Origin of the sequence: Yersinia sp. 1652 StPb PI (genome assembly GCF_041538345.1) — a bacterium.
GTDB classification, from domain to species: domain Bacteria; phylum Pseudomonadota; class Gammaproteobacteria; order Enterobacterales; family Enterobacteriaceae; genus Yersinia; species Yersinia enterocolitica_E.
Genome location: NZ_JAULSM010000001.1, coordinates 868116 through 893156 on the forward strand (window position 1 = coordinate 868116; position 25041 = coordinate 893156).

The window sequence follows — 25041 nt, forward strand, 5'->3', positions numbered from 1 at the left end:
TTATTTTGGCTATAGCAAATGACCACCAATTGTCCTTATTTCTTGCAGCCAGCCCTTGAGGGCTCTAGACTAGCGGCCTGTTTTTGTGAACCGGCTCCAATCATACTCGTGAGCCGGGTCTGTTCTGATATCAAGTGGAAAGCTATGCGTGTTGCCGATTTTTCTTTTGAGCTGCCGGAATCTCTGATTGCCCATTATCCCCAGCCCCAGCGTAGCGGTTGCCGCTTACTGTCACTGGATGGCCCGACGGGAACGTTAACGCACGGAATTTTCACCGATTTGCTGGATAAACTGACGCCCGGCGATCTGCTGGTATTTAACAATACCCGCGTTATTCCAGCGCGCTTGTTTGGCCGTAAAGCCAGTGGCGGTAAGCTTGAAGTATTAGTAGAACGTGTTTTGGACGATCATCGTGTACTGGCCCATGTAAAAGCCTCCAAAGCACCTAAACCGGGTGCTGAGCTGCTGTTGGGCGATGACGAAAGTATTCGAGCCACGATGTTGGCACGCCATGACACCTTGTTCGAGCTGCGTTTTGACGATGAGCGGGATGTTTTTACTATCCTAAATGCCGTCGGCCATATGCCTTTGCCTCCTTATATTGACCGCCCTGATGAAGATGCTGACCGTGAATTGTACCAAACAGTCTACAGTGAGCGCCCAGGGGCAGTAGCCGCACCAACGGCCGGTTTACATTTTGATGAGCCAATGCTGGCCGCACTGCGCGAGAAAGGCATTGAGATGGCTTTCGTTACGCTACATGTCGGCGCGGGGACGTTCCAACCCGTGCGTGTAGACACCATTGAAGAGCACATCATGCATTCCGAATATGCAGAGGTACCTCAAGATGTGGTAGCTGCTGTTTTGGCTTGTAAGGCGCGTGGCAATCGTGTCGTGGCGGTTGGGACCACCTCGGTACGCTCATTGGAAAGTGCTGCTAAGGCGGCAGAGAGCAGCCTGATTGCCCCCTTCTTTGGTGACACCCGTATCTTTATCTACCCGGGTTATCATTATCAGGTTGTGGATGCCTTAGTGACCAACTTCCATTTACCTGAATCAACATTAATAATGTTGGTGTCTGCTTTCGCTGGGTATAAAAATACCATGAATGCATACCAGCAAGCGGTGGCAGAACAATACCGCTTTTTCAGTTACGGCGATGCGATGTTTATCAGCCGTAATCCACGGGCACCGCAAGAGACGGTTAACCCGTAAATTTTAGGTCACACATATTGTGTGATCCGGCAATAACAACATTAGACTGTTTCTCTAGTGCTGGAGGTTATGTGAAGTACGAATTACAAACAACTGATGGGCGCGCCCGTCGTGGTCGTCTAATCTTTGAGCGTGGCGTGGTAGAAACCCCGGCATTTATGCCTGTTGGCACCTATGGCACAGTTAAAGGGATGACACCGGAAGAAGTAAAAGAGACCGGTGCGCAGATTTTGCTGGGTAACACTTTCCACCTGTGGTTGCGTCCAGGTCAGGAAATCATGAAGTTGCATGGTGACTTGCATGATTTCATGCAGTGGCATGGCCCGATTCTGACTGACTCCGGCGGCTTCCAGGTATTCAGCTTGGGTGCGATGCGCAAAATCAAAGAAGAAGGGGTGATGTTCCAAAACCCGATCAACGGCGATAAAGTGTTCCTTAGCCCAGAAAAATCAATGGAAATTCAGTACGATCTCGGCTCCGATATCGTGATGATTTTTGATGAATGCACCCCCTATCCCGCGGACTGGGATTATGCCAAGCGTTCGATGGAGATGTCGTTGCGCTGGGCGGCCCGTAGTCGCCAACGCTTTGATGAACTGAACAATAAAAATGCATTGTTTGGTATTATTCAGGGTGGTGTTTACGAAGATTTACGTGATGTGTCAGTAAAAGGGCTGGTAGATATCGGTTTTGATGGTTACGCTGTGGGCGGTTTGGCGGTGGGTGAGCCAAAAGAAGATATGCATCGTATTTTGGAGCATGTTTGCCCGCAGATTCCGGCAGATAAACCACGTTATCTGATGGGCGTGGGGAAACCAGAGGATCTGGTAGAAGGTGTGCGCCGTGGTATCGACATGTTTGACTGTGTGATGCCTACGCGTAATGCCCGTAACGGCCATTTGTTCGTCACTGACGGTGTGGTAAAAATCCGTAATGCCACGCATAAGGATGATGTTGCAACGTTGGATGAACATTGTGATTGCTACACTTGTCGCAATTATAGTCGTGCCTACTTGCATCATCTTGACCGTTGCAACGAAATACTGGGTGCGCGACTAAATACTATTCATAACCTGCGTTACTACCAGCGCTTAATGGCGGGTTTACGTCAGGCTATTGAAGAGGGTAAATTAGAGGTCTTCGTTGAAGATTTCTATGGCCGGATTGGGAAACCTGTTCCGCCATTAAATGCCTGATTTTAAAATTATTGCCTTTGTATTTGTAGATCTAACAGTTACGATTTACCGTTTCTGTTTTATCGCACTGATTTCACATTATTGATATTGATAACAATGAGGGAATTTTAATGAGTCTTTTCATTTCCGATGCTGTCGCATCCGCTGGGGCTCCGGCTCAAAGCAGCCCGTACTCCCTGGTGATTATGCTGGTGGTATTTGGTCTTATTTTCTACTTCATGATCCTGCGTCCACAGCAAAAACGTGCCAAAGAACACAAAAAACTGATGGATTCTATTGGTAAAGGTGATGAAGTGCTAACCACGGGTGGTTTACTTGGTCGTGTAACTAAAGTTGCGGAAACGGGTTATATCGTAATCGCACTGAACGACACCACTGAAGTGATGATCAAACGTGACTTCGTTGCTGCCGTTTTACCGAAAGGTACAATGAAGGCTCTGTAATTTTCGATTTTCCCGAAGGGAATTGCCGTGTTAAACCGTTATCCTTTGTGGAAGTATCTGATGCTGATCGTTGTGATCTTCATCGGTCTGCTATACGCACTTCCCAACCTTTATGGTGAGGATCCGGCTGTTCAAATCACTGGTGCGCGAGGAATCGCCGCCAGTGAAACAACGCTGGTCCAAGTCCGTGACGTTTTAGAAAAAGACAACATAGCGAGCAAGTCTATTGCGCTGGAGAACGGTGCAATCCTGGCTCGCTTTAGAGATCCTGACGTCCAGTTGCGTGCCCGTGAGGCACTGATGGCTGCGATGGGTGACAAATACGTTATCGCGCTGAATCTGGCTCCGGCAACACCCTCTTGGCTTGCCAAGCTAGGTGCAGAGCCGATGAAGCTGGGTCTTGACCTGCGCGGCGGTGTGCACTTCCTGATGGAAGTGGATATGGATACTGCGCTGGGCAAACTGCAAGAGCAAACGATGGATACCCTGCGCACCGATCTGCGTGAGAAAAATATCCCGTATGCCACGGTGCGTAAGCTTGATAACTATGGTGTTGAAGTGCGTTTTCGCGACGATAAAACCCGCGATGATGCCGTCAGCTACCTCTCTTCTCGCCACCGTGATCTGGTCATTGGCTCCAATGGTAGCAATACCTTAAAGGCAGTGATGACGGATGACCGTCTGCGGGAAGCGCGTGAATATGCAGTTCAACAAAACATTACTATCCTACGTAACCGGGTTAACCAGTTAGGTGTAGCCGAGCCGTTGGTTCAGCGCCAGGGATCGGATCGTATTGTGGTTGAATTACCGGGTATTCAGGATACCGCGCGTGCCAAAGAGATTCTTGGTGCGACGGCAACACTTGAGTTCCGTCTGGTAAATAGCAATGTTGATGCCTCTGTTGCTGCTTCCGGTCGGGTACCGGGTGATTCAGAAGTCAAAAATACCCGTGAAGGCCGCCCGGTTGTCTTGTACAAGCGCGTTATCCTGACCGGTGACCATATTACTGACTCAACCTCCAGCACCGACGAATATAACCAGGCTCAGGTTAATATCTCGCTCGATAGCGCCGGTGGTTCTCTGATGTCTAATTTTACCAAAGACAACATCGGCAAGCCGATGGCGACTTTGTTCGTAGAATATAAAGACAGCGGCAAAAAGGATGCTAACGGCCGAGCGATTCTGGTTAAGCAGGAAGAAGTTATCAACGTAGCGACTATTCAGTCACGCTTGGGTAACAGCTTCCGTATTACTGGCATTGATAACCCGGCTGAAGCTCGTCAGCTTTCCCTGTTGCTGCGTGCTGGTGCTCTGATTGCTCCTATCCAGATTGTGGAAGAGCGTACTATCGGGCCAACTCTGGGGTCACAGAACATCACCCAAGGTCTGGAAGCTTGCTTGTGGGGCCTGGCGGTATCTATCCTGTTTATGGTGATTTACTACCGTAAATTTGGTGTGATTGCCAGTACGGCGCTATTGGCTAACCTGGTGTTGATCGTGGGTGTGATGTCCTTGTTACCGGGGGCGACATTAACCATGCCGGGTATTGCCGGGATCGTATTGACATTGGCGGTAGCAGTTGATGCTAACGTACTGATTAATGAGCGAATAAAAGAAGAGTTCAGGAACGGGCGGACGATCCAGCAAGCGATTCATGAAGGGTACAAAGGTGCCTTCTCAAGTATCGTCGATGCGAACGTAACGACGCTTATCACGGCAATTATTCTTTATGCTGTGGGTACCGGTTCGATTAAAGGCTTTGCCATTACAACGGCAATCGGTGTTATAACGTCAATGTTCACCGCTATAGTCGGTACTCGTGCCATCGTCAACCTGCTTTACGGCGGCAAGCGCATTAACAAGCTGTCTATTTGAGGAGTACGTTGTGGCACAGGATTATACTGTTGAACAACTGAACTATGGCCGTAAAGTCTATGACTTTATGCGCTGGGATTACGTCGCTTTCGGCGTCTCGTTGTTGCTGTTGGTGGCATCGATTGTGGTGATGTCCACTAAAGGGTTCAACTGGGGTCTGGATTTCACCGGTGGTACGGTGATTGAAATTAACCTGGAAAAACCTGCGGATCTGGATCAACTGCGTGACACGCTGGAAAAAGCGGGCTTTGAATCGCCAATTCTGCAAAACTTTGGTAGCACCCGTGATGTGATGGTACGTATGCCACCCGCCACCGGAACTGCCGGGCAGGAATTGGGCAACAAAGTTATCTCTGTTATTAATGAGTCAGTTGATAAGAATGCTTCGGTAAAACGTATCGAATTCGTCGGGCCAAGTGTGGGCAGCGATTTAGCCCAAGCTGGCGGCATGGCGTTGATAGTCGCGTTACTGTGTATTCTGGTTTATGTCGGTTTCCGTTTTGAATGGCGTCTGGCGCTGGGGGCGGTTATCGCTTTGGCCCATGACGTGGTCATTACCATGGGGATCTTGTCGTTATTCCAGATTGAGATCGACCTGACCATCATTGCTTCATTGATGTCGGTTATTGGTTACTCACTAAACGACAGTATCGTGGTATCGGACCGTATTCGTGAGAACTTCCGCAAGATCCGTCGCGGTACGCCTTATGAAATCATGAACGTGTCTCTGACCCAGACCTTAAGCCGTACTATTATGACTTCTGCAACTACGCTGATGGTGGTATTGATGCTGTTCATCTTCGGTGGTGCGATGCTGCAAGGCTTCTCACTGACGATGTTGATCGGTGTTTCCATCGGTACCGTTTCATCCATCTACGTTGCGTCCGCGCTGGCGTTGAAACTGGGTATGAAACGTGAACACATGTTGCAGCAGAAAGTTGAGAAAGAAGGCGCAGACCAACCTTCAATCCTGCCTTAAGTTGTAAGTGGCAGAACGAAAAGCAAGCCCTGATACCGGTGTATAGCTGGTATTAGGGCTTTTTTGTTTGAGTCGCCAGACTTCATTTTTGCCATAAAAAAACGATATTAAGCCATTTCCCTCACCGCTTTATTTATTACAAACTATTTTCAACTTACTTATTCTGTTAAATAAAACATCTCTGAAATGAATGAGCTTCTTATTTGTATTCACACAGCGTGATTTATAAGAATAGAAGATAAACCAATTGATTTATTTCATAAACTATAGAGTTGAACTGATAGTTGGTTATTTTATTTTTGCTACTATTTAGTCATTATTTAAATGGGTGCTTAAAATAGAGGTAGGGATGGACGCTAATAAAATCGATGGCTCAAAAATTAATTACCCCAATGATACCGAGAGTGTTTCACAACTGAGCACTCTGAAACATGATCTTTCAGACATTTTTACAATAGCTATTGGAGACAATGAAATAAAAAAAGGGGGTAATCTTGATATTTGTAGAAACAGCGTTATGGACAGTGATAGTATCGAATCTATTATTAATGAAATCAATGCATACCTACGGGTAAAAGCAAATGATAGTTTTTTGTGGTGGGGAATATCTGGTAAGTATAAAAGATTTATTGACGAACTTGAATCTGCCACAAAAAACAACAAACTTAATATCTGTGATAAGTATGTATTATCAAAGGGGACTAATAATAAATATCAATTTATCATAAAGGAAAATATGACGCAGGAAGCTGTGTTATCAACAGAGTCTTGCTCCAATGCGGCGTCTGTAGATCATGAAAAAATAAATTCAGCTAGAGAGAGTATTAGATGTGCAGAGAATAAGCTAATGAAGCTTATACATCTATATTCTCTCGCGCGAGGTCTATGCCTAATGCAGCATAAGATATTTGAATCTAATATATATCGAGGGAAAGATTTAACAATAAATAAAGATGTCATATTTAAAGGCAGCATGTCTGGGGAACATGACTTAGATAAACTTCAACTTCGATATAAAGAAATTGAGAAACTGATAGAGTCTTATGACAAAGAAATAATCATGAATATGGGGTCATTGCCTGAGTTAAATAATAGCCTGGTTATTGTGTGCAAAACAAGTCCTAATGCCTTGGCGTTGATAAACTCTCTGCTGCTAGAATTATCAAATAAGCATGACACGCTTTGGACACGATTCGTGAATGCTATTGCTTCAGTCCTTTTCCCTGATTTATCCCAAGATTACAAAAATGTAAATATGCAGTCAGCAAAAGATTTATTAGAGTTAAAAGGGCTAATTACTGAATTAAGGAAATATGCGGGTTATGACCAAGTGGCGCAAGCAAATTGGCTCTATGGACTGGTTACTCAGATATTCGTTAAGGGCACACCAGCCCAATACCCTTTCGACCCTCTCAATATATTATCCCCGGATCGTAAAGTTTGGTTAGCGCTGCAAAAGGAATGGCCTGTGCTGATAAAGCCTAAATCCACTGAACCAGAAGCTGCTCAATAGTTGAATCAAGATAAACTGCCGTTTCCGCACTTTGTTGTCGTGGCAGTTCGCGGTAAACTGGGGCTAAGTTTTGGCTCACTCATCAGGAAGCACTATGCATTGCCCGTTTTGTGCCGCTGTGGATACTAAAGTCATTGACTCCCGTCTGGTGAGCGATGGTTCGCAAGTGCGCCGCCGCCGCCAGTGTTTAGATTGTAATGAACGTTTTACCACTTTTGAAGTGGCAGAACTGGTGTTGCCGCGCGTGGTTAAAAGTGATGATGTGCGCGAACCCTTCAACGAAGATAAATTACGGCGTGGCATGCTGAAAGCATTAGAAAAGCGTCCGGTTAGCTCTGATGATGTCGAAACAGCAATAAGTCATATCAAATCCCAATTGCGCGCCACGGGCGAGCGGGAAGTTCCGACGAAAATGGTGGGTAACCTGGTGATGGAAGCCCTCAAACGGCTCGATAAAGTGGCCTATATTCGCTTCGCCTCGGTCTATCGTAGCTTTGAAGACATTCGTGAATTCGGTGAAGAAATTGCCCGTTTGCAGGATTAATTCGCGTCAAATGGTTATTTAGCGAGGGTCGCGCAGCCATAAAGCGACGCAATAAAAGGAAGGAAAGCCATGCAGACTGATGAGTTCTATATGGCCCGCGCTTTTGAACTCGCGCGGTTAGGGCGGTTTACTACCTCGCCAAACCCAAATGTTGGGTGTGTATTGGTGCGTGATGGTGAAATTGTCGGCGAAGGGTATCATTTGCGAGCCGGAGAGCCACACGCCGAAGTACATGCATTACGCATGGCGGGTGAGAAAGCGCGCGGTGCAACGGCTTATGTCACCCTTGAGCCTTGTAGTCACCACGGGCGCACGCCGCCTTGTGCGGATGCACTGGTGGCCGCTGGTGTAACCCGAGTCGTGGCGGCCATGCAGGACCCCAATCCGCAAGTTGCCGGGCGCGGGTTATATAAATTGAAACAGGCCGGGGTTGCAGTCGACCACGGTTTGATGTTGGCGGAAGCTGAAGCCGTGAATCTTGGTTTCCTAAAGCGGATGCGTACCGGTTTTCCTTATTTGCAATTGAAAATGGCGGCATCATTAGATGGACGTACCGCGATGGCCTCGGGTGAAAGCCAGTGGATTACGTCGCCACAGGCACGCCAGGATGTGCAGCGTTTTCGGGCTGAGAGTTCGGCGATTCTCAGTACCAGTGCCACCGTAATAGCGGATGACCCTTCGCTCACGGTGCGCTGGTCGGAGTTAGATGCCCAAACGCAAGCCTTGTATCCCCAAGATTCGCTGCGCCCACCGGTTCGGATTATATTGGATAGCCATAACCGTGTAACGCCTGAACACAAAGTGACACAACAAAATGGCCCATGCTGGCTGGCGCGGGTTGAGGCGGATCAGCAGCCATGGCCAGATAATGTCGAGCAGTTATTGTTACCTCGCCATGGTAATGGTGTGGATTTGGTATTATTGATGATGCAACTTGGCAAGCGGCAAATTAACTCAGTGTGGGTTGAAGCCGGGCCACAACTGGCAGGCGCACTATTACAGGCCGGTGTGGTTGATGAGTTAATTCTGTATATCGCGCCAAAACTGTTGGGTAGCGATGCCCGCGGATTGTGCCAGTTGGCTGGATTAACGCATTTAGCACAAGCCCCTGAATTTGTCTTCAGTGATGTACGTCAGGTGGGGCCAGACTTACGTTTGCGTTTGAAACCGAAGTATTAATTGAATTTTCCGGCAGAATTTCCCGAAGCTCAATCATCGTCTTGCCAAGCGTTTTGTAAATGCGCAGGGGCGGGGCGTGAAAGAATATGATAGAATCCGCCCCCCTGCGGGGTATGAACCCATATTGAGGAAAGCTATGAACGTTATCGAAGGTGTTGTTGCTACTCCTAATGCCCGCGTGGCGATTGCAATTGCGCGTTTTAACAACTTTATCAACGACAGTCTGCTGGAAGGTGCAATTGATGCCCTGAAGCGCATTGGTCAGGTAGCTGATGACAACATTACTGTTGTTTGGGTACCGGGTGCCTATGAGTTGCCGCTGGTTGCCAATGTATTAGCAAAAACAAATCGTTACGATGCGGTAATTGCGCTGGGTACGGTTATCCGTGGGGGAACTGCGCACTTTGAATATGTTGCTGGTGAAGCGAGTTCTGGCTTGGCAAGTGTAGCCATGAATAGCGATATTCCAGTCGCTTTCGGTGTGCTGACCACAGAAAGTATTGAGCAGGCAATTGAGCGTGCTGGTACTAAAGCGGGTAATAAAGGTGCAGAAGCTGCCCTGACCGCACTTGAAATGATTAATGTAATCAAAGCTATTAAAGGCTGAATTTAGTTAAGGGGAATTCCGTGAAACCTGCTGCTCGTCGCCGCGCTCGTGAGTGCGCTGTTCAAGCGCTTTACTCTTGGCAGTTGTCTAAAAACGACATCGCTGATGTTGAATTACAGTTCCTGTCGGAGCAGGATGTCAAAGATGTAGACATCTCCTATTTTCGCGAATTGCTGTCAGGGGTCGCAGTTAATGCCACATCTTTGGATGCGTTAATGACACCTTTTCTTTCCCGCCAGCTCGAGGAATTAGGTCAGGTTGAAAGAGCTATTCTGCGTATTGCACTGTTTGAACTGAGCAAACGTAATGATGTCCCTTATAAAGTGGCAATCAATGAAGCTATCGAACTGGCCAAAACTTTCGGTGCGGAAGATAGTCACAAGTTCGTAAATGGCGTGCTGGATAAAGTAGCTCCGACAGTACGTAAAAAGAAATAATATACCCAAAGTCATTGGCAGCGCTAACACCGCGTCAAGTGAAGAGGGATATGATTAAGGCCGGGAACCGGCCTTAATCATATATCGGTAAACACTCCTGGAATTGTATTATGGCATGTGGCGAATTTGACCTCATTGCCCGCTACTTTGACCGGTTTAGAAGTAATCGCCGGGATGTAGAGCTGGGTATTGGAGACGACTGCGCACTTCTCACCGTGGCAGAAAAACAGCTGTTGGCCATCAGTACGGATACACTGGTGTCGGGCGTTCATTTCCTACCGGATATCGATCCGGCCGATCTTGGTTACAAATCTTTAGCGGTAAACCTTAGCGATTTAGCTGCAATGGGTGCCGATCCTGCCTGGTTATCTCTTGCTTTAACCCTACCCAATGTAAATGAAGACTGGTTGCAGGCATTCAGTGATAGCTTATTTGATCAACTTAACTATTACGGTATGCAACTGATTGGTGGTGATACTACTCGTGGGCCATTGAGTCTAACGCTGACCATTCAAGGTTTGGTACCGGAAGGGCGGGCATTGACCCGAGCCGGTGCGCGAATTGGTGACTGGATTTATGTTACCGGTACGCTAGGTGACAGTGCCGCAGGACTGGCGATTTTGCAAAATGCGTTGCGAGTTGATAATGAAGCCGATAGGTCTGCATTAATTCACCGTCATCTGCGGCCACAGCCACGGGTGCTGCAAGGGCAGGCATTGCGCGACCTTGCCAGCTCTGCCATTGATATTTCCGACGGGCTGATTTCTGATCTGCAACATATCCTGAAAGCGAGCAATTGTGGGGCGCGTATTGAGTTGGATGCATTGCCTTACTCTGATGCGCTAACACGTCAGGTTGACGCTGAACAGGCTCTACGCTGGGCGTTGAGTGGTGGTGAAGATTATGAGTTGTGCTTTACCGTACCTGAGATAAACCGTGGTGCACTGGATGTCGCTCTCAGTAATACCGGCGCAGGCTATACTTGTATTGGGCAGGTAGGCCCGCAATCGGAAGGTGTTAAATTCTTCCGTGAAGGTAAGGCAGTACAACTGGATTTTCGTGGTTTTGATCACTTCTCAACAGGTAAATCCCATGGATGAAGCCAAACGCCGTTTGCGGTTAACCAATCCTTGGCATTTGCTGGCCACCGGCTTTGGTAGTGGTTTATCACCATGGGCACCCGGTACCATGGGGTCAATTGCGGCAATCCCATTCTGGCTGCTATTGATCCAGCTCCCATGGCAGCTTTATTCTTTGGCTGTAATGTTCAGCATCTGCATTGGTGTCTACATTTGTCATCGTACCGCCAAAGATATGCAGGTTCATGACCATGGCAGTATCGTTTGGGATGAATTTGTCGGCATGTGGATAACCCTGATGGCATTGCCCGTCAATCATTGGCAATGGGTCGCTGCGGGTTTTGTCGCGTTCCGAGTTTTTGATATCTGGAAGCCTTGGCCGATTCGCTGGTTTGATCGCAATGTCCATGGTGGCATGGGGATCATGATCGATGACATTATTGCCGGGGTGATTGCGGCGGCGATTATCTTTGTTATCGGGCACTATTGGCCAATTGATTTATTCTACTAATACCCGTCATCTTTCAAATTGCAGGTGCGTTGGCTGCATTCGCTTACCCGAATCACTGACTCATGTCAGCTCATCGGGATGCACTTACTTGCCGCCTTCCTGCACCTTGAAATCTATAGGGTATGTGTGTGGTCATCTTTCAAATTGCAGGTGAAATTCGAACCAAGGGAAACACTCCGTTCGGGTCGTAGTGGCGCGAGCCACCGGAGCGGCTGTAGGAGTGGTCGGCCTTGGCTCAATCTGTGTAAATTAAGTTGTTATCACGCCAGCCACGTTTCAATCTGGCGTTGTATACCCGCAGCATCTAACCCAAACTCAGCGCGCATTTCCTCTTGTTCACCTTGTGGCACAAAGCTGTCCGATAAACCGAGATTCAGTACCGGCACTAATTGCCGTTTCGCCATCAGCAATTCATTCACACCACTACCCGCACCACCCATGCTGGCGTTCTCTTCCACGGTGACTAATACCTCATGGCTGGCAGCCATTTCCAGTACCAACGCCTCATCCAATGGCTTCACAAAACGCATATCCACCAAGGTGGCATTGAGGTTATCGGCGACGAACTGGGCCTGAGCCAGTAAAGTACCAAAGCATAATATGGCAATCTTTTCACCTTCACGACGCACAATACCTTTACCTATCGGCATGATCTCTAACGGTTTCAAGTCGGTACCGGTGCCGTTGCCACGTGGGTAACGTACCGCCGCAGGGCCGTGGTGGTGATAACCGGTGTGAAGCATCTGACGGCACTCGTTTTCATCACTTGGGGTCATGATGACCATATTTGGAATGCAGCGCATGAATGAGAGGTCAAACGCACCCTGATGGGTTTGGCCATCCGCACCTACCAGGCCACCACGGTCAATAGCAAATAGAACGGGCAGGTTTTGGATGGCAACATCGTGAATCAGTTGGTCATATGCTCGTTGCAGGAAGGTGGAGTAGATAGCCACAATCGGTTTGTAGCCCCCAATGGCTAATCCTGCGGCAAAGGTCACTGCATGTTGCTCAGCGATAGCCACATCGAAATATTGCTGGGGGTATTCCCGAGAGAAACGCACCATCCCAGAGCCTTCGCGCATAGCAGGGGTGACGGCCATTAACTGGCTGTCTTTGGCGGCGGTTTCACATAACCATTCACCAAAAATCTTGGAGTAAGTCGGCAGGCTACCCTGGCTTTTCGGCAAAGTACCGGAGGCGGGATCAAACTTCGGCACTGCATGCCAGCCAATCGGATCTTTCTCAGCCGGTGCGTAGCCTTTGCCCTTTTTAGTCATGATGTGCAGCAGCTGCGGGCCTTTCAGGTCACGCATGTTTTTCAACGTTTGTGCCAATGCTTGCACATCGTGCCCATCAACCGGGCCAATATAATTAAAGCCTAACTCTTCGAATAAGGTACTTGGCACCACCATCCCTTTTAGGTGCTCTTCAGTCCGTTTCAACAGGTCTTTAATCGGTGGTAAGCCAGAAAATGCCTTTTTGCCACCTTCACGCAGGCTGGCATAGAGCTTACCCGATAATAACTGAGCCAGATGATTGTTCAAACCACCGACATTTTCTGAGATAGACATTTCGTTATCGTTGAGGATAACCAGCATGTCTGAGTGAATATCACCGGCATGATTCATTGCTTCGAAAGCCATACCCGCTGTAATAGCACCGTCACCGATAACACAAACAGTCCGCCGCCCTTTACCTTCCCGTTCAGCTGCGACAGCCATCCCCAGGCCTGCACTGATTGAGGTTGAGGAATGGCCAACCGAGAGCACATCATATTCACTTTCACCACGCCAAGGGAAAGGATGTAAACCATCTTTCTGGCGAATAGTACCGATCTGTTCGCGACGACCGGTTAATATTTTGTGGGGATAAGCTTGATGACCTACGTCCCACACCAGATGGTCGAAAGGTGTGTTGTAGACGTAATGCAACGCGACAGTTAGCTCGACTACGCCCAGCCCGGAAGCAAAGTGCCCACTGGAGCGACTGACGGACGCGAGCAAATACTGGCGTAGTTCATCACATAACTTCGGCAGGCTTTCTTTTGGCAACATGCGCAGTTCTTCAGGATTTTCTGCAAGTGCCAATGTCGGGTATTTGGCTATATCAAGGCTCATTCGATGCTCATATCAAAAGTGGGTGCATACCCTTAGAATCTGTTGCAGCAGAAGGGTTTGCTTTGCCTGACTGCAACGCTAAGTTCTTGGGGTATATCAGCGTTTATTAACGGTCAGTATATTTCTAATTATCACGCTCAATAATAAAACAGGCTAACGCCTGCAACGGCGCTATGTTATAGGATTGCTCTGACAAGGCATTCAGGGCGCTGAGCGCTTCCTGATACAGATCCATCGCTTTAGCTTTAGCGCAATCTAACCCCAGCAGTGCCGGATAAGTGCTTTTGCCGAGTTGTTGATCTGAACCCTGACGTTTACCAATTGTAGCTGTATCGCCAATAACGTCTAAGATATCGTCCTGAACCTGGAAGGCCAGACCAATGGCCTCACTGTACCTGTCAAGTAACGGTAACGCTTCGCGCCCTGCTGTGCCCGCAGCCAATGCACCGAGGCGAACCGCGGCACGGATCAATGCGCCGGTTTTGTGGCGGTGGATGCGTTCAAGCTCTTCCAGTGAAATCTGGCGCGCTTCGGCTTCCAGATCCAATGCCTGACCCCCACACATCCCCGCGACACCGCTGGCCTTAGCTAATTCGGCAATCATCGATAAGCGATCTTTATCTGCCACATCGGGCATCTCCGCTTCAGCCAGAATAGAGAACGCGAGCGTTTGCAGTGCGTCTCCAGCCAGAATGGCATTGGCCTCACCAAATTTCACATGGCAAGTCGGCTGCCCACGACGTAAATCATCGTCATCCATCGCCGGTAAATCATCATGAATCAATGAATAGGCATGGATACATTCAATTGCCGCCGCAGGAGCATCTAAATTAGTCAGCGACAGACCAAACATTTGGCCGGTGGCATAAACCAGATAAGGGCGCAGCCGCTTACCGCCGAGCACGGCACCATAACGCATGGCGGCGACTAAGTCGCTGTCGCCAAAGGGTAGCGGAGCAATAAAATCAAGCAGCGCCTGATTGACCCGTTGCTGATGAGCTGCAAGTTGATGATAAAAATCAGCAGATGAGTGGGCGATAGACATAAGGCTATTCAGTATCCGGGGTGAAAGGTGCCAAGGGTGCATCTACATCATCACTGAGAAGAACTTGCACTCGCTGTTCCGCTTGTAACAAGGTTTGCTGCCCCTGGCGGGCCAGTTGCACACCCCGTTCGAATTCGTTTAACGCTTCTTCCAGCGGTAATTCACCGGACTCCAGGCGGGTCACAATCTGTTCCAGTTCACTGAGGGATGTCTCAAAACTGGTCACTTTGGTTTCTGGTGTTGCGGGTTTTTTCGCCATAGCTCTATTCGACTCGATATTTTTATGAAACGTAACATTAATGGTGCGTAACGCATTCCTGCTAATGAGGTTTTTTCTGAGAGTAACTCACCATACCAATTACATTCGGGCCAAAAAATTATTACCGGCTATTCTAGCGGATAATGAAGGGGAAATCGTGACGTTTAAGTCGGGTTTTTAGTACGCAGTGGCACGTCTAATAGTGATATACTCCTCGGCTTGCATGTTTTCGCTAAAGCCTTTGACTGTTGCTATCAATAGCAGCGCCATCACTCCATAACCAGACAACTAAAGACCGCCATGAAGTTTATCATTAAATTGTTCCCAGAAATCACCATCAAGAGTCAATCTGTGCGATTGCGCTTCATTAAGATCCTTACTACGAATATCCGCAATGTACTGAAAAACCTTGAGGACGATACCCTCGCGGTAGTCCGTCATTGGGATCATATTGAAATTCGTACCAAAGATGACAATCTTGGCCCGGTTATCTGTGATGCGTTGACCCGCGTGCCGGGGATTCACCATATTCTCGAAGTAGAAGATCGCAGCTACACCGATATGCACAATATTTTTGAGCAGACACTGGCAGCCTATCGCGAGACACTGATCGGGAAAACTTTCTGTGTGCGGGTGAAGCGCCGCGGTAAGCATGAATTTTCGTCAGGTGATGTTGAACGCTATGTTGGCGGCGGTCTGAATCAACATATTGAAAGTGCAAAAGTTAAACTGACCCATCCTCAGGTTACGGTTCATTTAGAAATTGATCAGGACAAACTGACACTGATCAAGGCGCGTCATGAAGGGTTGAGTGGCTTCCCGATCGGCACACAAGAAGATGTGTTATCGCTGATTTCAGGCGGTTTTGACTCGGGTGTGTCCAGCTATATGCTGATGCGTCGTGGTTGCCGCGTGCATTATTGCTTCTTCAATCTCGGCGGCTCGGCTCATGAAATTGGTGTCAAGCAGGTAGCTCATTATCTGTGGAACCGTTTTGGCAGCTCCCATCGGGTGCGTTTTGTTGCTATTGATTTTGAACCGGTTGTCGGCGAAATTCTCGAAAAAGTCGAAGATGGTCAGATGGGCGTAGTACTCAAGCGCATGATGGTGCGTGCGGCATCGCAGGTTGCAGAACGTTATGGTGTGCAGGCACTGGTTACCGGTGAAGCACTGGGGCAAGTTTCCAGCCAAACATTAACCAATCTGCGGTTAATTGATAATGCTTCAGACACCCTGATTTTGCGCCCACTGATTTCCCATGATAAAGAGCACATCATTAATCTGGCGCGGCAAATAGGCACTGAAGATTTCGCAAAAACCATGCCGGAATATTGCGGCGTGATTTCCAAAAGCCCTACGGTGAAAGCGGTCAAAGCCAAGATTGAAGAAGAGGAGTCCCACTTTGATTTCTCTATTCTGGACCGGGTCGTCAGCGAAGCTAAAAACGTTGATATTCGTGAAATTGCCGAGCAAAGCCGTGAGCAGGTTGTTGAGGTTGAAACCGTTGCTGAACTGGCCGATACCGATGTGTTGCTGGATATTCGCGCACCGGATGAGCAGGACGAAAAGCCGCTTAACGTGGGCAGTGTAGAAGTTCACGCATTACCGTTCTATAAACTGAGTTCGCAATTCGCCAGTCTGGATCAGAGCAAGACTTATCTGCTGTATTGCGATCGCGGGGTGATGAGTCGTTTGCAGGCGCTTTACTTGCGTGAGCAGGGGTATACAAACGTAAAAGTGTACCGCCCTTAGTTTTTGAATAATTGACGGCTACTGCGCGTGTGGATTTTGGGCTTGCGCAGTGCTCGAACTCCTCACGTACTATGTGTACGCTCCGGGTTCTGCGCGCAGGGCGCACCCAAACTCCTTTCGCTCGCGACGCCTTGTTGGGGATAGTTAACGGCTACTGCGCTTTGCCATTCTGGGCTTGCGCAGTGCTCGCCGCCGTCACGTACTACGTGTACGCTCCGTTGGCTGCGCGCAGGGCGCACCCAGACTGACTTTGCTCGCGACGCCTTGTTGGGATAGTTAACGGCTACTGCGCGTGTGTATTTTGAGCTTGCGCTGTGCTCAAACTCCTTTCGCTCGCGACGCCTTGTTGGGGATCGTCAGCGGCTACTGCGCTTTGCCACTCTGGGCTTGCGCCGTGGTTGCTATGATCATATTCACTATATACCCAAAGTAATTGGAGTTGCAGGTAGGCAGCCAGCAAACTCATCCCAATGAGCTTACTCAGGTAAGTGATTCGGGTGACAAATCTGCCCGGAGCAGATTTGAACGCTGCTAGCAGCGGCCTCGCAGAGGCGAGGCTCATGGACGGGCCGAGTAGTGCGCGTAGCTAACAACCCTGCGGCTTCAAGTCTGAAGGGTATAGTTATAAATCCCTGGCGGTAGTACCAACTGCCAGGCGATTTCTTCGGCCTTTTCCCTGCCGAGCAGCAAAAATACGATCTTCAGTGCGAAATCGATGGAAGTACCCGGCCCTTGGCTGGTGACCAAATTCACCCGCCGATCATAAACTACCCGCTGATCCATCCATTTAGTGGCATCGATTTTATCTTTCAGTGCTGGGAAGCCGGTCATATTGCCAACAGGGAACAAATTGTGATGCTCAAGTACCAAGGCGGGAGCAGCGCAAATGGCGGCCACCAGTCGTCCTTCATTATGGGTTTGACGCACAGTAGCAACCAGCAGCGGGCTATCGCGAAAACATTCCGCACCTTTTATACCACCAGGCAGGACCACCACATCAAATTTCTGATCCGCCACATCCACTAAACGGGTATCTGCCAGCAAGCGGACACCGCGTGAACAGACAATTTCCAATGCTCCATCACTGGCGACACTGGCGGTTGTTACCTCGATACCGGCGCGCACCAGAACATCAATAGTGGTGACCGCCTCGGTCTCTTCGCTACCAGGAGCCAGGCAAACCAGCGCCGATACGCTCATACTCATTTTCCTTACGTTTTATTAAATCATATAAGTGGGCATTTTCCGGTAACGTCATACCGTGGTTGCGCGCACGCCGCAGTAAATAACCAGTAATGTAATCTATCTCGGTATGCCGCTGGCAGCGTAAATCCTGCAATAACGACGAGGTATTATCTGCGGTACTCTGGATAACATCGTTAACATAGCTTAACAGGCTGCTGGTTGAGGTGTGGTAGCCCTCCATCTCCATAACACTGGCTACCTCGGCACATAAACTGCTAATCAGCTCTGGGTAGCGCTGCAAGTCACCATTGCGGCAGTTATACAGCCCTGTGAGCGGGTTAATTACACAGTTTACCGCCAGTTTTTGCCAACAAGCTGCTGATATATCGTTATGCCAGGCGACATCCGGCAGTGCCTGATGTAGTACATCGGCCAGATGGCTGATATCTATTGCCGTTGGCGAGGTTGGGCCAATATGCGTAACCCCACTGGCAACATGGACTATCGTGTTGCCGTCATGTCGGGCTGCATGAGTGGTTACACCATGCAGGAAGGTATACTCATGGCGCGGCAGTTCGTCCTCTGTGCCCATACCATTATGCAGCAGTAAAATTTTACACTCAGGGTTAAGCTTGGGTAATAGGGCGATGACAGCGCTGGATACTTGCCACGCCTTTAAGCACACCAGTAATAATTCACTTTTCGACAAATGCTCTGGATCATTAGTCGGTAGGTTCTGGTTGAACGCCTCATTGCTTAACGTAATAACATTGACTGAACAAAAGGGCTGTGGCACACGGAGCCAGCCTTGTACATCATGGCCTTGCTGATACAGCGCTGATAGCCATAACTGCCCGAGAGCTCCGCAACCAAGCACAGTAATTTTCATTGAAACCCCCTTGGTGTAAGCGGAAAGCACACTGCATCGTTCTAAATGTTATGTGTTGATTATAGACTTTTTAGTCATTAAACGCAGGGCTAGCAACAAATCGGGTCCGTTAATAACCGCGGCTTCGTTGAGTAATTGTCTGCGGCATGGCTTTGTCTGCGTAGATAAAGCGGTTATTATGCTTGCCAGTCATCTTATCAGGAGGAGGGAATATGCCATCTTTCGACATCGTATCTGAAATTGATATGCAGGAAGTGCGTAACGCAGTTGAAAACGCCACCCGTGATTTGGCGAACCGTTGGGATTTTCGTAATGTTCCGGCGAGTTTTGAGCTAAATGAAAAGAACGAAAGTATCAAAGTCGTCAGCGAATCTGATTTTCAGGTTGAGCAGTTGTTGGATATCTTACGTGCTCAATTGAGCAAGCGTGGTATTGAAGGTGCTGCATTAGAAATCCCGGAAGAAATGGAGCGCAGTGGGAAAACCTACAGTGTGGACGCCAAGCTGAAACAAGGGATCGAAAGTGTCCAGGCTAAGAAGCTGGTTAAGCTGATTAAAGACAGCAAGCTGAAAGTTCAGGCACAAATTCAGGGCGAACAAGTCCGGGTAACAGGCAAGGCGCGTGATGATTTACAGAGTGTCATGGCCTTGATTCGTGGTGCTGATCTGGGGCAGCCGTTCCAGTTCAATAACTTCCGCGACTGATATTGAGTTAACGAGCCAGGTACAAAGGTGTTGATAGCCTTTGTACCTTAGCGCTCTCTTATACCGCGTTAACTAACTGCTCTAACTGGTTGCGATTAGTCTGTTTGGTATCAACTTTGATATATGCACTGCGTTCGGCCATCACTACAACCGCTTCTGTCACCCCTGGCTGAGCCTTGAGCCGCTGTTCCAATGCGGAGTCTTTCACCGCCAATTCAGATAAGGTAATGCGCAGGCTACTGACATAGGGCGGTTCTTGCATAGTGGCACTGACTGCAAACCACACTAGCGCAATCACCGCACCGCCAGCAAACACCATACTTGCCCCTTCCATGCCAAATAGCCATCCCCCCAAGCTGCCGCCAATAGCTACGCCAATAAATTGACTGGTGGAATAGATCCCCATTGCCGTGCCTTTATACCCGGCTGGTGACTCTTTACTGATCAACGAGGGTAAAATAGCCTCCATCACATTGAACGCAATGAAGAATAATTGCACACCAGCAATAATCACCCAGAGGTTGTGGCCGGCAGACCACAGCACTACTTCGGCGGCAAACAGCACCGCAACGCAGCCCATAAAGACCTGTTTCATGCGGCGTTTGACTTCAGCATAAATAATGAACGGCACCACCGCTGCGAATGAAATCAGCATTGTCACCAGATACACTTTCCAGTGTTGAGCCGGGACTAAACCTGCGCTGGCCATAATCTGCGGTAATGCAACAAAGCTCGACATCAGCAAAATATGCAGGCACATAATGCCAAAATTGAGCTTAAGCAACCGGCTGTTACTTAACACCTTACTGACGCTACCTTTAACAATACTGGACTCGCGGTTAAGTACATGGTTATCAGCATCCGGCACCACAGCTAATGTAATGACAATCCCTAATAGCGCCAGTATGGCGATAGCCCAGAACAGGGCATGCAGGCCAAAGGCATGGGTGACGATGGGCCCGAGCACCATGGCAATCGCAAAGGTAATACCAAAACTGACACCGATAAATGCCATGGCTTTGGTGCGATTTTGTTCACGGGTCAAATCAGATAGCAGCGCCATGACGGCGGCGGCAATGGCACCGGAGCCTTGTAGCGCGCGGCCCAGAATAATGCCCCAAATAGAGTCACTCATGGCAGCAATCACACTACCAAGGGCAAAAATTAACAGGCCGCCCACGATCAGCGGTTTGCGGCCAATACGATCGGAAACTAATCCAAAGGGGATCTGAAAAATAGCTTGAGCCAGTCCGTAGATGCCAATGGCTATGCCGATTAGCGCTTCGCTGGCGCCAGACAGTGCCATACCATAGGTGGTGAGAACCGGCAAAACCATAAACATGCCCAGCATGCGCAGTGAGAAAACGCTGCCCAGCCCCCAGGTTGCCCGAAGCTCAAGCGGAGTCATTTTATTGTCGTTCATTACACCTCAAAAACATTCTGCACGATATCGTCATCTTTCAAGGTGCCGGTGTGTTGGCCGCACTTTGAAATCTATAGGGTGTATTGTAATGATGTTAATAGGGGCCGGTAAATCTATTGATGTTTAGAATGTATTACAGGCGAGATTTTAGGTGAAAGCAGGGTAGGGCAGAAAGAGAAAGTGGCTGGCAGGAACAGGCCCATCAGCCACTCTATTTGTGTCTATCAATGCGCTAGGTGTTACCCGACGTAAGTCAGTAATCCAACCGAGGAAGGGACATTGAAATCGACTGACATCATGACGCTCAATGATGTAATAGCAATGATTGAGAAGACAAAGAGTTTTCTCGCCCATACGCTGTCATTGGTCGCTTTGTAGCCACGTAATGCCATACCCAGCCACCAGACACTGACCGCCGCTGCGACAACCAGATACTTATAACCGGCATAACCACTTAATGTCAGCATCAGGGTCGCAACCATAAACGCCAGAATATACAGGGTAATATGGTTTTTGGTGACCGATATGCCTTTTATTACCGGCAGAACCGGAATGTTGGCAGCCTGATAATCCTTAAAGCGGAAAATTGCGATGGCATAGGAGTGCGGCATCTGCCACAGACTGAAAATCAGCAGCAAAATCAATGCACCCATATCGAACTGGCCGGTGACCGCACAGTAACCAATTACGGGTGGTGCGGCTCCTGACAAGCTGCCGATCAATGTTCCGTAGACTGACTTGCGTTTCATGTAGAGGCTATAAACCCCGACATAGATAACGAAACCGATAATCGCCAGCATCATTGCTAATAGATTGGCGGCCACGTAGAGCAACAGCATGCCAACAATACCCAGTACGGACGCATAAATCAGGCTCACTTTCGGATCGATAAGCCCTTTGACCAGGACACGATTCTTCGTTCTCTCCATGATGCTATCGATATCACGGTCGATATAGTTGTTAAATACGCACCCGGAGGCAACAACTAACGAGACACCGATCAGGGTGGCGAGAAAAAGGGGGTAATCAATCACGCCTTTGGAAGCGAGGAGAAATCCCCCAACGACAGAAATTAAATTGCCGAAAATAATTCCTGGTTTAGTTACTTGCAGGTATTGCTTAATCATCACATGCAGCTCTTCAGTCAACCATCATATTGATGTTGAGGTTGTACATAATCCAGAGTGAGCCCACTACAACGATTGCGATAATCATAGCGGTGAACAGGAACGCCACCAGATTCCAACGTTCTTCAGACTTACCATTCATGTGCAGGAAGTACACCAGATGCACAATAATCTGCACCACAGCTAAACCGACCACTGTGGCCAGAATAGTTGTATGAGAGGCGGTACCACTCATCACCATAGCGAATGGAATAACTGTCAGAATCACCGATAGAATGAAGCCAATAAGATATGACTTCAAGCTACCGTGGCTGGCTCCACCGTGAGTCGTTGTTGGGTGACTAGATGTTGGATGACTCATTACATGACTCCTAACAGATAGACAACGGTGAATACGCAGATCCACACCACGTCCAGGAAGTGCCAGAACAAGCTCAGGCACATCAGACGGGTGCGGTTGGTTTCATTCAATCCGCGTTTTGCTACTTGAATCATCATAATGATGATCCAGACCAGACCTGCGGTAACGTGAATACCGTGGGTGGCAACCAGTGCGAAGAAGCTAGACAGGAACGCACTGCGATCCGGGCCATAGCCTTCAGCAATCAGGTGATGGAATTCATAGATTTCCATTGCCACAAAGCCCAGACCGAACAAGAAGGTCAGACCCAACCAGGTGTTGACCTGGTTTTTATGGCCTTTGTTCATGCCCAGCATCGCAATGCCGTAAGTAATACTACTGAACAACAACAGGAAGGTTTCGACCAGAACAAAGTTCAAATCGAAGATATCCCGCCCTGAAGGACCGCCAGCGGTCCCGTTTACCAGCACTGCATAGGTTGCGAACAAGGTCGCAAACAAAATACAGTCGCTCATCAGGTAGATCCAGAAGCCGAAGACTTTCGTCGCTCCCGCATCGTGATGCCCATGCTCTGCATGGGCGACGTTGTGGTTAGTCAGAGTTTCAGTTGACATGATTCACGCCTGCTTTGCTGATTTGTTCATGATGAAGATCCTCAATGCGCTCAACTTCTGCAACTGGCACATAGTAATCAACATCCTCGTCGAAGCTCTTCACAATCCAGGTAACAATCATGCCGACGAAGCCAATAATGGCCAGCCACCAGATGTACCAGATCATGGCAAAGCCGAAGATCAAGCTGAAGCCAGCAATAATCACACCTGCACCGGTATTCTTCGGCATGTGGATTTCTTCGTATTTCGCCGGACGTTTGTACGCTTCACCTTTCTCTTTCATATCCCAGAACTCGTCACGGTCAACAACTTCAGGCACTACGGCGAAGTTATAGAACGGCGGTGGGGAAGAGGTAGACCACTCCAGCGTACGGCCACCCCATGGGTCACCGGTCAAGTCACGATTTTGTTCGCGGTCACGGATACTGACGAAGACCTGAATAACCTGACACAAAATACCGCAGGCAATCAGTACTGCACCACCAGCAGCCACCATCAACATCGCGTGGAATTCTGGATTGATATCTTGGCTCAGACGACGGGTCATACCCATAAAGCCCAGAACATACAGCGGCATAAAGGCTACGAAGAAACCGATTATCCAGAACCAGAAGGCACGGATACCCCATTTCTCATTAAGCGTAAAGCCAAAGGACTTAGGCCACCAGTAAGTCAGGCCAGCAAAGCAACCGAACACCACACCACCGATAATCACGTTATGGAAGTGGGCAATCAGGAACAGGCTGTTGTGCAGTACGAAGTTCGCACCTGGAACCGCCAGCAGAACCCCGGTCATCCCACCGATAGAGAAGGTGATGATGAAGCCAATGGTCCACAGCATTGCAGAGTGAAACTGAATACGGCCCTGATACATGGTGAACAACCAGTTGAAGATTTTCACCCCGGTTGGGATGGAAATGATCATCGTAGCTATACCGAAGAAGGCGTTAACGTTGGCACCGGATCCCATAGTAAAGAAGTGGTGTAGCCAAACGATAAATGACAATACGGTGATAGCGATGGTTGCCCAAACTAAAGAGGTGTAACCAAACAGACGTTTTTTAGAGAAGGTCGCAGTAACCTCGGAGAACACCCCGAACACCGGCAGGACCAAAATGTACACTTCTGGATGGCCCCAGGCCCAAATCAAGTTGATGTACATCATCATGTTGCCACCCATATCATTGGTAAAGAAATGGGTGCCAAGGTAACGGTCCAGAGTCAGTAACGCGACAGTTACGGTCAGGATCGGGAAGGAAACGATAATCAAAATGTTGGTGCAAAGTGCCGCCCATGTGAAGACAGGCATCTTCATCATCGACATGCCAGGTGCACGCATTTTCAAAATAGTGGCGAAGAAGTTAACACCGGTCAACAAGGTCCCCAGACCGGAGATTTGTAGACTCCATATCCAGTAATCTACCCCGACACCTGGGTTGTACTCTTTACCTGATAGTGGCGGATAGGCCAACCAACCGGTTCCCGCGAATTCACCGACCCCCAGAGAGATGTTAATTAACACCACCCCGACCACAAAGAACCAGAAGCTCAATGAGTTCAGGAACGGGAAGGCAACGTCACGAGCACCGATTTGTAGCGGTACGACCACGTTCATCAGACCCACAACAAAAGGCATCGCCATGAAGAAAATCATGATAACGCCGTGAGCGGTGAAGATCTGATCATAGTGATGAGGTGGCAGGAAGCCGGCCTCACCAGCGGAAGCAAGTGCTTGCTGGCTACGCATCATGATAGCGTCGGCAAAACCACGCAACAGCATGACCATGGCGACCAGGATATACATGATACCGATTTTTTTATGGTCAACCGAAGTCAGCCATTCGCTCCATAACCATTTCCATTTGCCGAAATAGGTCAGAGCAGCAACAAGAGCCAGCCCACCCAGGACAATTGCAGCAACGGTAACCATAATGATTGGTTCGTGTAGCGGAACCGCATCAAGTGTTAATTTTCCCAACATCGT

Annotated in this window: 24 protein-coding genes; 14 read left to right on the forward strand and 10 right to left on the reverse strand. The window is 48.7% G+C overall.

Features of this window, described 5'->3' with window-relative positions; all coding sequences use genetic code 11:
- Positions 1 to 144: 144 nt before the first annotated feature.
- The 12 genes from queA (at position 145) to pgpA (ending at position 11578) form a co-directional block, all read left to right on the forward strand.
- Positions 145 to 1215, forward strand: coding sequence for a tRNA preQ1(34) S-adenosylmethionine ribosyltransferase-isomerase QueA (gene queA, locus Q2T71_RS03850; protein ID WP_372558181.1), 1071 nt, complete (start codon positions 145 to 147; stop codon positions 1213 to 1215).
- Between the two features lie 71 nt (positions 1216 to 1286).
- On the forward strand, positions 1287 to 2411 hold the full coding sequence (tgt, locus tag Q2T71_RS03855; protein ID WP_372558182.1) for a tRNA guanosine(34) transglycosylase Tgt: 1125 nt from the start codon (positions 1287 to 1289) through the stop codon (positions 2409 to 2411).
- 110 nt (positions 2412 to 2521) lie between these two features.
- Positions 2522 to 2854, forward strand: coding sequence for a preprotein translocase subunit YajC (yajC, locus tag Q2T71_RS03860; protein ID WP_005166605.1), 333 nt, complete (start codon positions 2522 to 2524; stop codon positions 2852 to 2854).
- 27 nt (positions 2855 to 2881) lie between these two features.
- Entirely contained in the window at positions 2882 to 4729 is a 1848-nt protein-coding gene (gene secD, locus Q2T71_RS03865) for a protein translocase subunit SecD (protein WP_083160067.1), read from the forward strand.
- A gap of 10 nt (positions 4730 to 4739) precedes the next feature.
- Positions 4740 to 5708 carry a protein translocase subunit SecF gene (gene secF, locus Q2T71_RS03870; protein ID WP_083160065.1) on the forward strand — a complete coding sequence of 323 codons (969 nt, stop codon included), beginning with the start codon at positions 4740 to 4742 and terminating at the stop codon, positions 5706 to 5708.
- Positions 5709 to 6057: 349 nt separating this feature from the next.
- Positions 6058 to 7221: a hypothetical protein gene (locus Q2T71_RS03875; protein ID WP_372558183.1), complete on the forward strand. Its 1164-nt coding sequence runs from the start codon at positions 6058 to 6060 to the stop codon at positions 7219 to 7221.
- A 94-nt stretch (positions 7222 to 7315) separates the two neighbouring features.
- Positions 7316 to 7765, forward strand: coding sequence for a transcriptional regulator NrdR (nrdR, locus tag Q2T71_RS03880; RefSeq protein WP_005182112.1), 450 nt, complete (start codon positions 7316 to 7318; stop codon positions 7763 to 7765).
- 69 nt (positions 7766 to 7834) lie between these two features.
- Positions 7835 to 8944 (forward strand): bifunctional diaminohydroxyphosphoribosylaminopyrimidine deaminase/5-amino-6-(5-phosphoribosylamino)uracil reductase RibD, encoded by a 1110-nt coding sequence (gene ribD, locus Q2T71_RS03885; protein ID WP_372558184.1) that lies wholly within the window; start codon positions 7835 to 7837, stop codon positions 8942 to 8944.
- Between the two features lie 136 nt (positions 8945 to 9080).
- Entirely contained in the window at positions 9081 to 9551 is a 471-nt protein-coding gene (gene ribE, locus Q2T71_RS03890) for a 6,7-dimethyl-8-ribityllumazine synthase (protein WP_005182120.1), read from the forward strand.
- A 20-nt stretch (positions 9552 to 9571) separates the two neighbouring features.
- A complete protein-coding gene (gene nusB, locus Q2T71_RS03895; protein WP_083160059.1) occupies positions 9572 to 9988 on the forward strand; it encodes a transcription antitermination factor NusB in 417 nt (138 codons plus the stop codon).
- Positions 9989 to 10098: 110 nt separating this feature from the next.
- Entirely contained in the window at positions 10099 to 11088 is a 990-nt protein-coding gene (gene thiL, locus Q2T71_RS03900; protein WP_083160057.1) for a thiamine-phosphate kinase, read from the forward strand.
- On the forward strand, positions 11081 to 11578 hold the full coding sequence (gene pgpA / locus Q2T71_RS03905; RefSeq protein WP_338628848.1) for a phosphatidylglycerophosphatase A: 498 nt from the start codon (positions 11081 to 11083) through the stop codon (positions 11576 to 11578). Before thiL ends, pgpA begins: the two co-directional genes overlap by 8 nt.
- Before the next feature lie 260 nt (positions 11579 to 11838).
- On the opposite strand, the gene dxs is transcribed toward pgpA, so the two are convergent.
- From dxs to xseB, 3 genes are all read right to left on the reverse strand, one after another.
- Positions 11839 to 13698, reverse strand: a complete 1860-nt coding sequence (gene dxs / locus Q2T71_RS03910) for a 1-deoxy-D-xylulose-5-phosphate synthase (protein ID WP_372558185.1) — start codon at positions 13696 to 13698, stop codon at positions 11839 to 11841.
- A 124-nt stretch (positions 13699 to 13822) separates the two neighbouring features.
- A complete protein-coding gene (ispA, locus tag Q2T71_RS03915; RefSeq protein WP_372558186.1) occupies positions 13823 to 14743 on the reverse strand; it encodes a (2E,6E)-farnesyl diphosphate synthase in 921 nt (306 codons plus the stop codon).
- A 4-nt stretch (positions 14744 to 14747) separates the two neighbouring features.
- The gene (gene xseB, locus Q2T71_RS03920; RefSeq protein WP_372558187.1) at positions 14748 to 15002 is read right to left on the reverse strand and encodes an exodeoxyribonuclease VII small subunit; all 255 of its coding nucleotides are present in this window, start codon (positions 15000 to 15002) and stop codon (positions 14748 to 14750) included.
- Positions 15003 to 15302: 300 nt separating this feature from the next.
- Here xseB and thiI point away from each other — a divergent pair, with 300 nt between their 5' ends.
- Positions 15303 to 16754 carry a tRNA uracil 4-sulfurtransferase ThiI gene (gene thiI, locus Q2T71_RS03925; protein WP_372558188.1) on the forward strand — a complete coding sequence of 484 codons (1452 nt, stop codon included), beginning with the start codon at positions 15303 to 15305 and terminating at the stop codon, positions 16752 to 16754.
- Between the two features lie 603 nt (positions 16755 to 17357).
- Here the strand turns inward: thiI and yajL are convergent.
- Positions 17358 to 17954 (reverse strand): protein deglycase YajL, encoded by a 597-nt coding sequence (gene yajL, locus Q2T71_RS03930; protein ID WP_372558189.1) that lies wholly within the window; start codon positions 17952 to 17954, stop codon positions 17358 to 17360.
- Positions 17917 to 18828 (reverse strand): 2-dehydropantoate 2-reductase, encoded by a 912-nt coding sequence (panE, locus tag Q2T71_RS03935; RefSeq protein WP_372558190.1) that lies wholly within the window; start codon positions 18826 to 18828, stop codon positions 17917 to 17919. The genes yajL and panE overlap by 38 nt, the downstream gene beginning before the upstream one ends.
- Positions 18829 to 19040: 212 nt before the next feature.
- Here panE and Q2T71_RS03940 point away from each other — a divergent pair, with 212 nt between their 5' ends.
- A complete protein-coding gene (locus Q2T71_RS03940; RefSeq protein ID WP_083160041.1) occupies positions 19041 to 19532 on the forward strand; it encodes a YajQ family cyclic di-GMP-binding protein in 492 nt (163 codons plus the stop codon).
- A 58-nt stretch (positions 19533 to 19590) separates the two neighbouring features.
- On the opposite strand, the gene Q2T71_RS03945 is transcribed toward Q2T71_RS03940, so the two are convergent.
- The 5 genes from Q2T71_RS03945 to cyoB form a co-directional block, all read right to left on the reverse strand.
- Positions 19591 to 20955, reverse strand: coding sequence for an MFS transporter (locus Q2T71_RS03945; protein ID WP_102970458.1), 1365 nt, complete (start codon positions 20953 to 20955; stop codon positions 19591 to 19593).
- A gap of 239 nt (positions 20956 to 21194) precedes the next feature.
- The gene (gene cyoE / locus Q2T71_RS03950; protein WP_083160039.1) at positions 21195 to 22082 is read right to left on the reverse strand and encodes a heme o synthase; all 888 of its coding nucleotides are present in this window, start codon (positions 22080 to 22082) and stop codon (positions 21195 to 21197) included.
- 13 nt (positions 22083 to 22095) lie between these two features.
- Entirely contained in the window at positions 22096 to 22443 is a 348-nt protein-coding gene (locus Q2T71_RS03955; RefSeq protein WP_372558191.1) for a cytochrome o ubiquinol oxidase subunit IV, read from the reverse strand.
- Positions 22443 to 23057: a cytochrome o ubiquinol oxidase subunit III gene (locus Q2T71_RS03960; protein ID WP_083160037.1), complete on the reverse strand. Its 615-nt coding sequence runs from the start codon at positions 23055 to 23057 to the stop codon at positions 22443 to 22445. Before Q2T71_RS03960 ends, Q2T71_RS03955 begins: the two co-directional genes overlap by 1 nt.
- Positions 23047 to 25038: a cytochrome o ubiquinol oxidase subunit I gene (cyoB, locus tag Q2T71_RS03965; RefSeq protein ID WP_372558192.1), complete on the reverse strand. Its 1992-nt coding sequence runs from the start codon at positions 25036 to 25038 to the stop codon at positions 23047 to 23049. Before cyoB ends, Q2T71_RS03960 begins: the two co-directional genes overlap by 11 nt.
- Positions 25039 to 25041 lie beyond the last annotated feature (3 nt).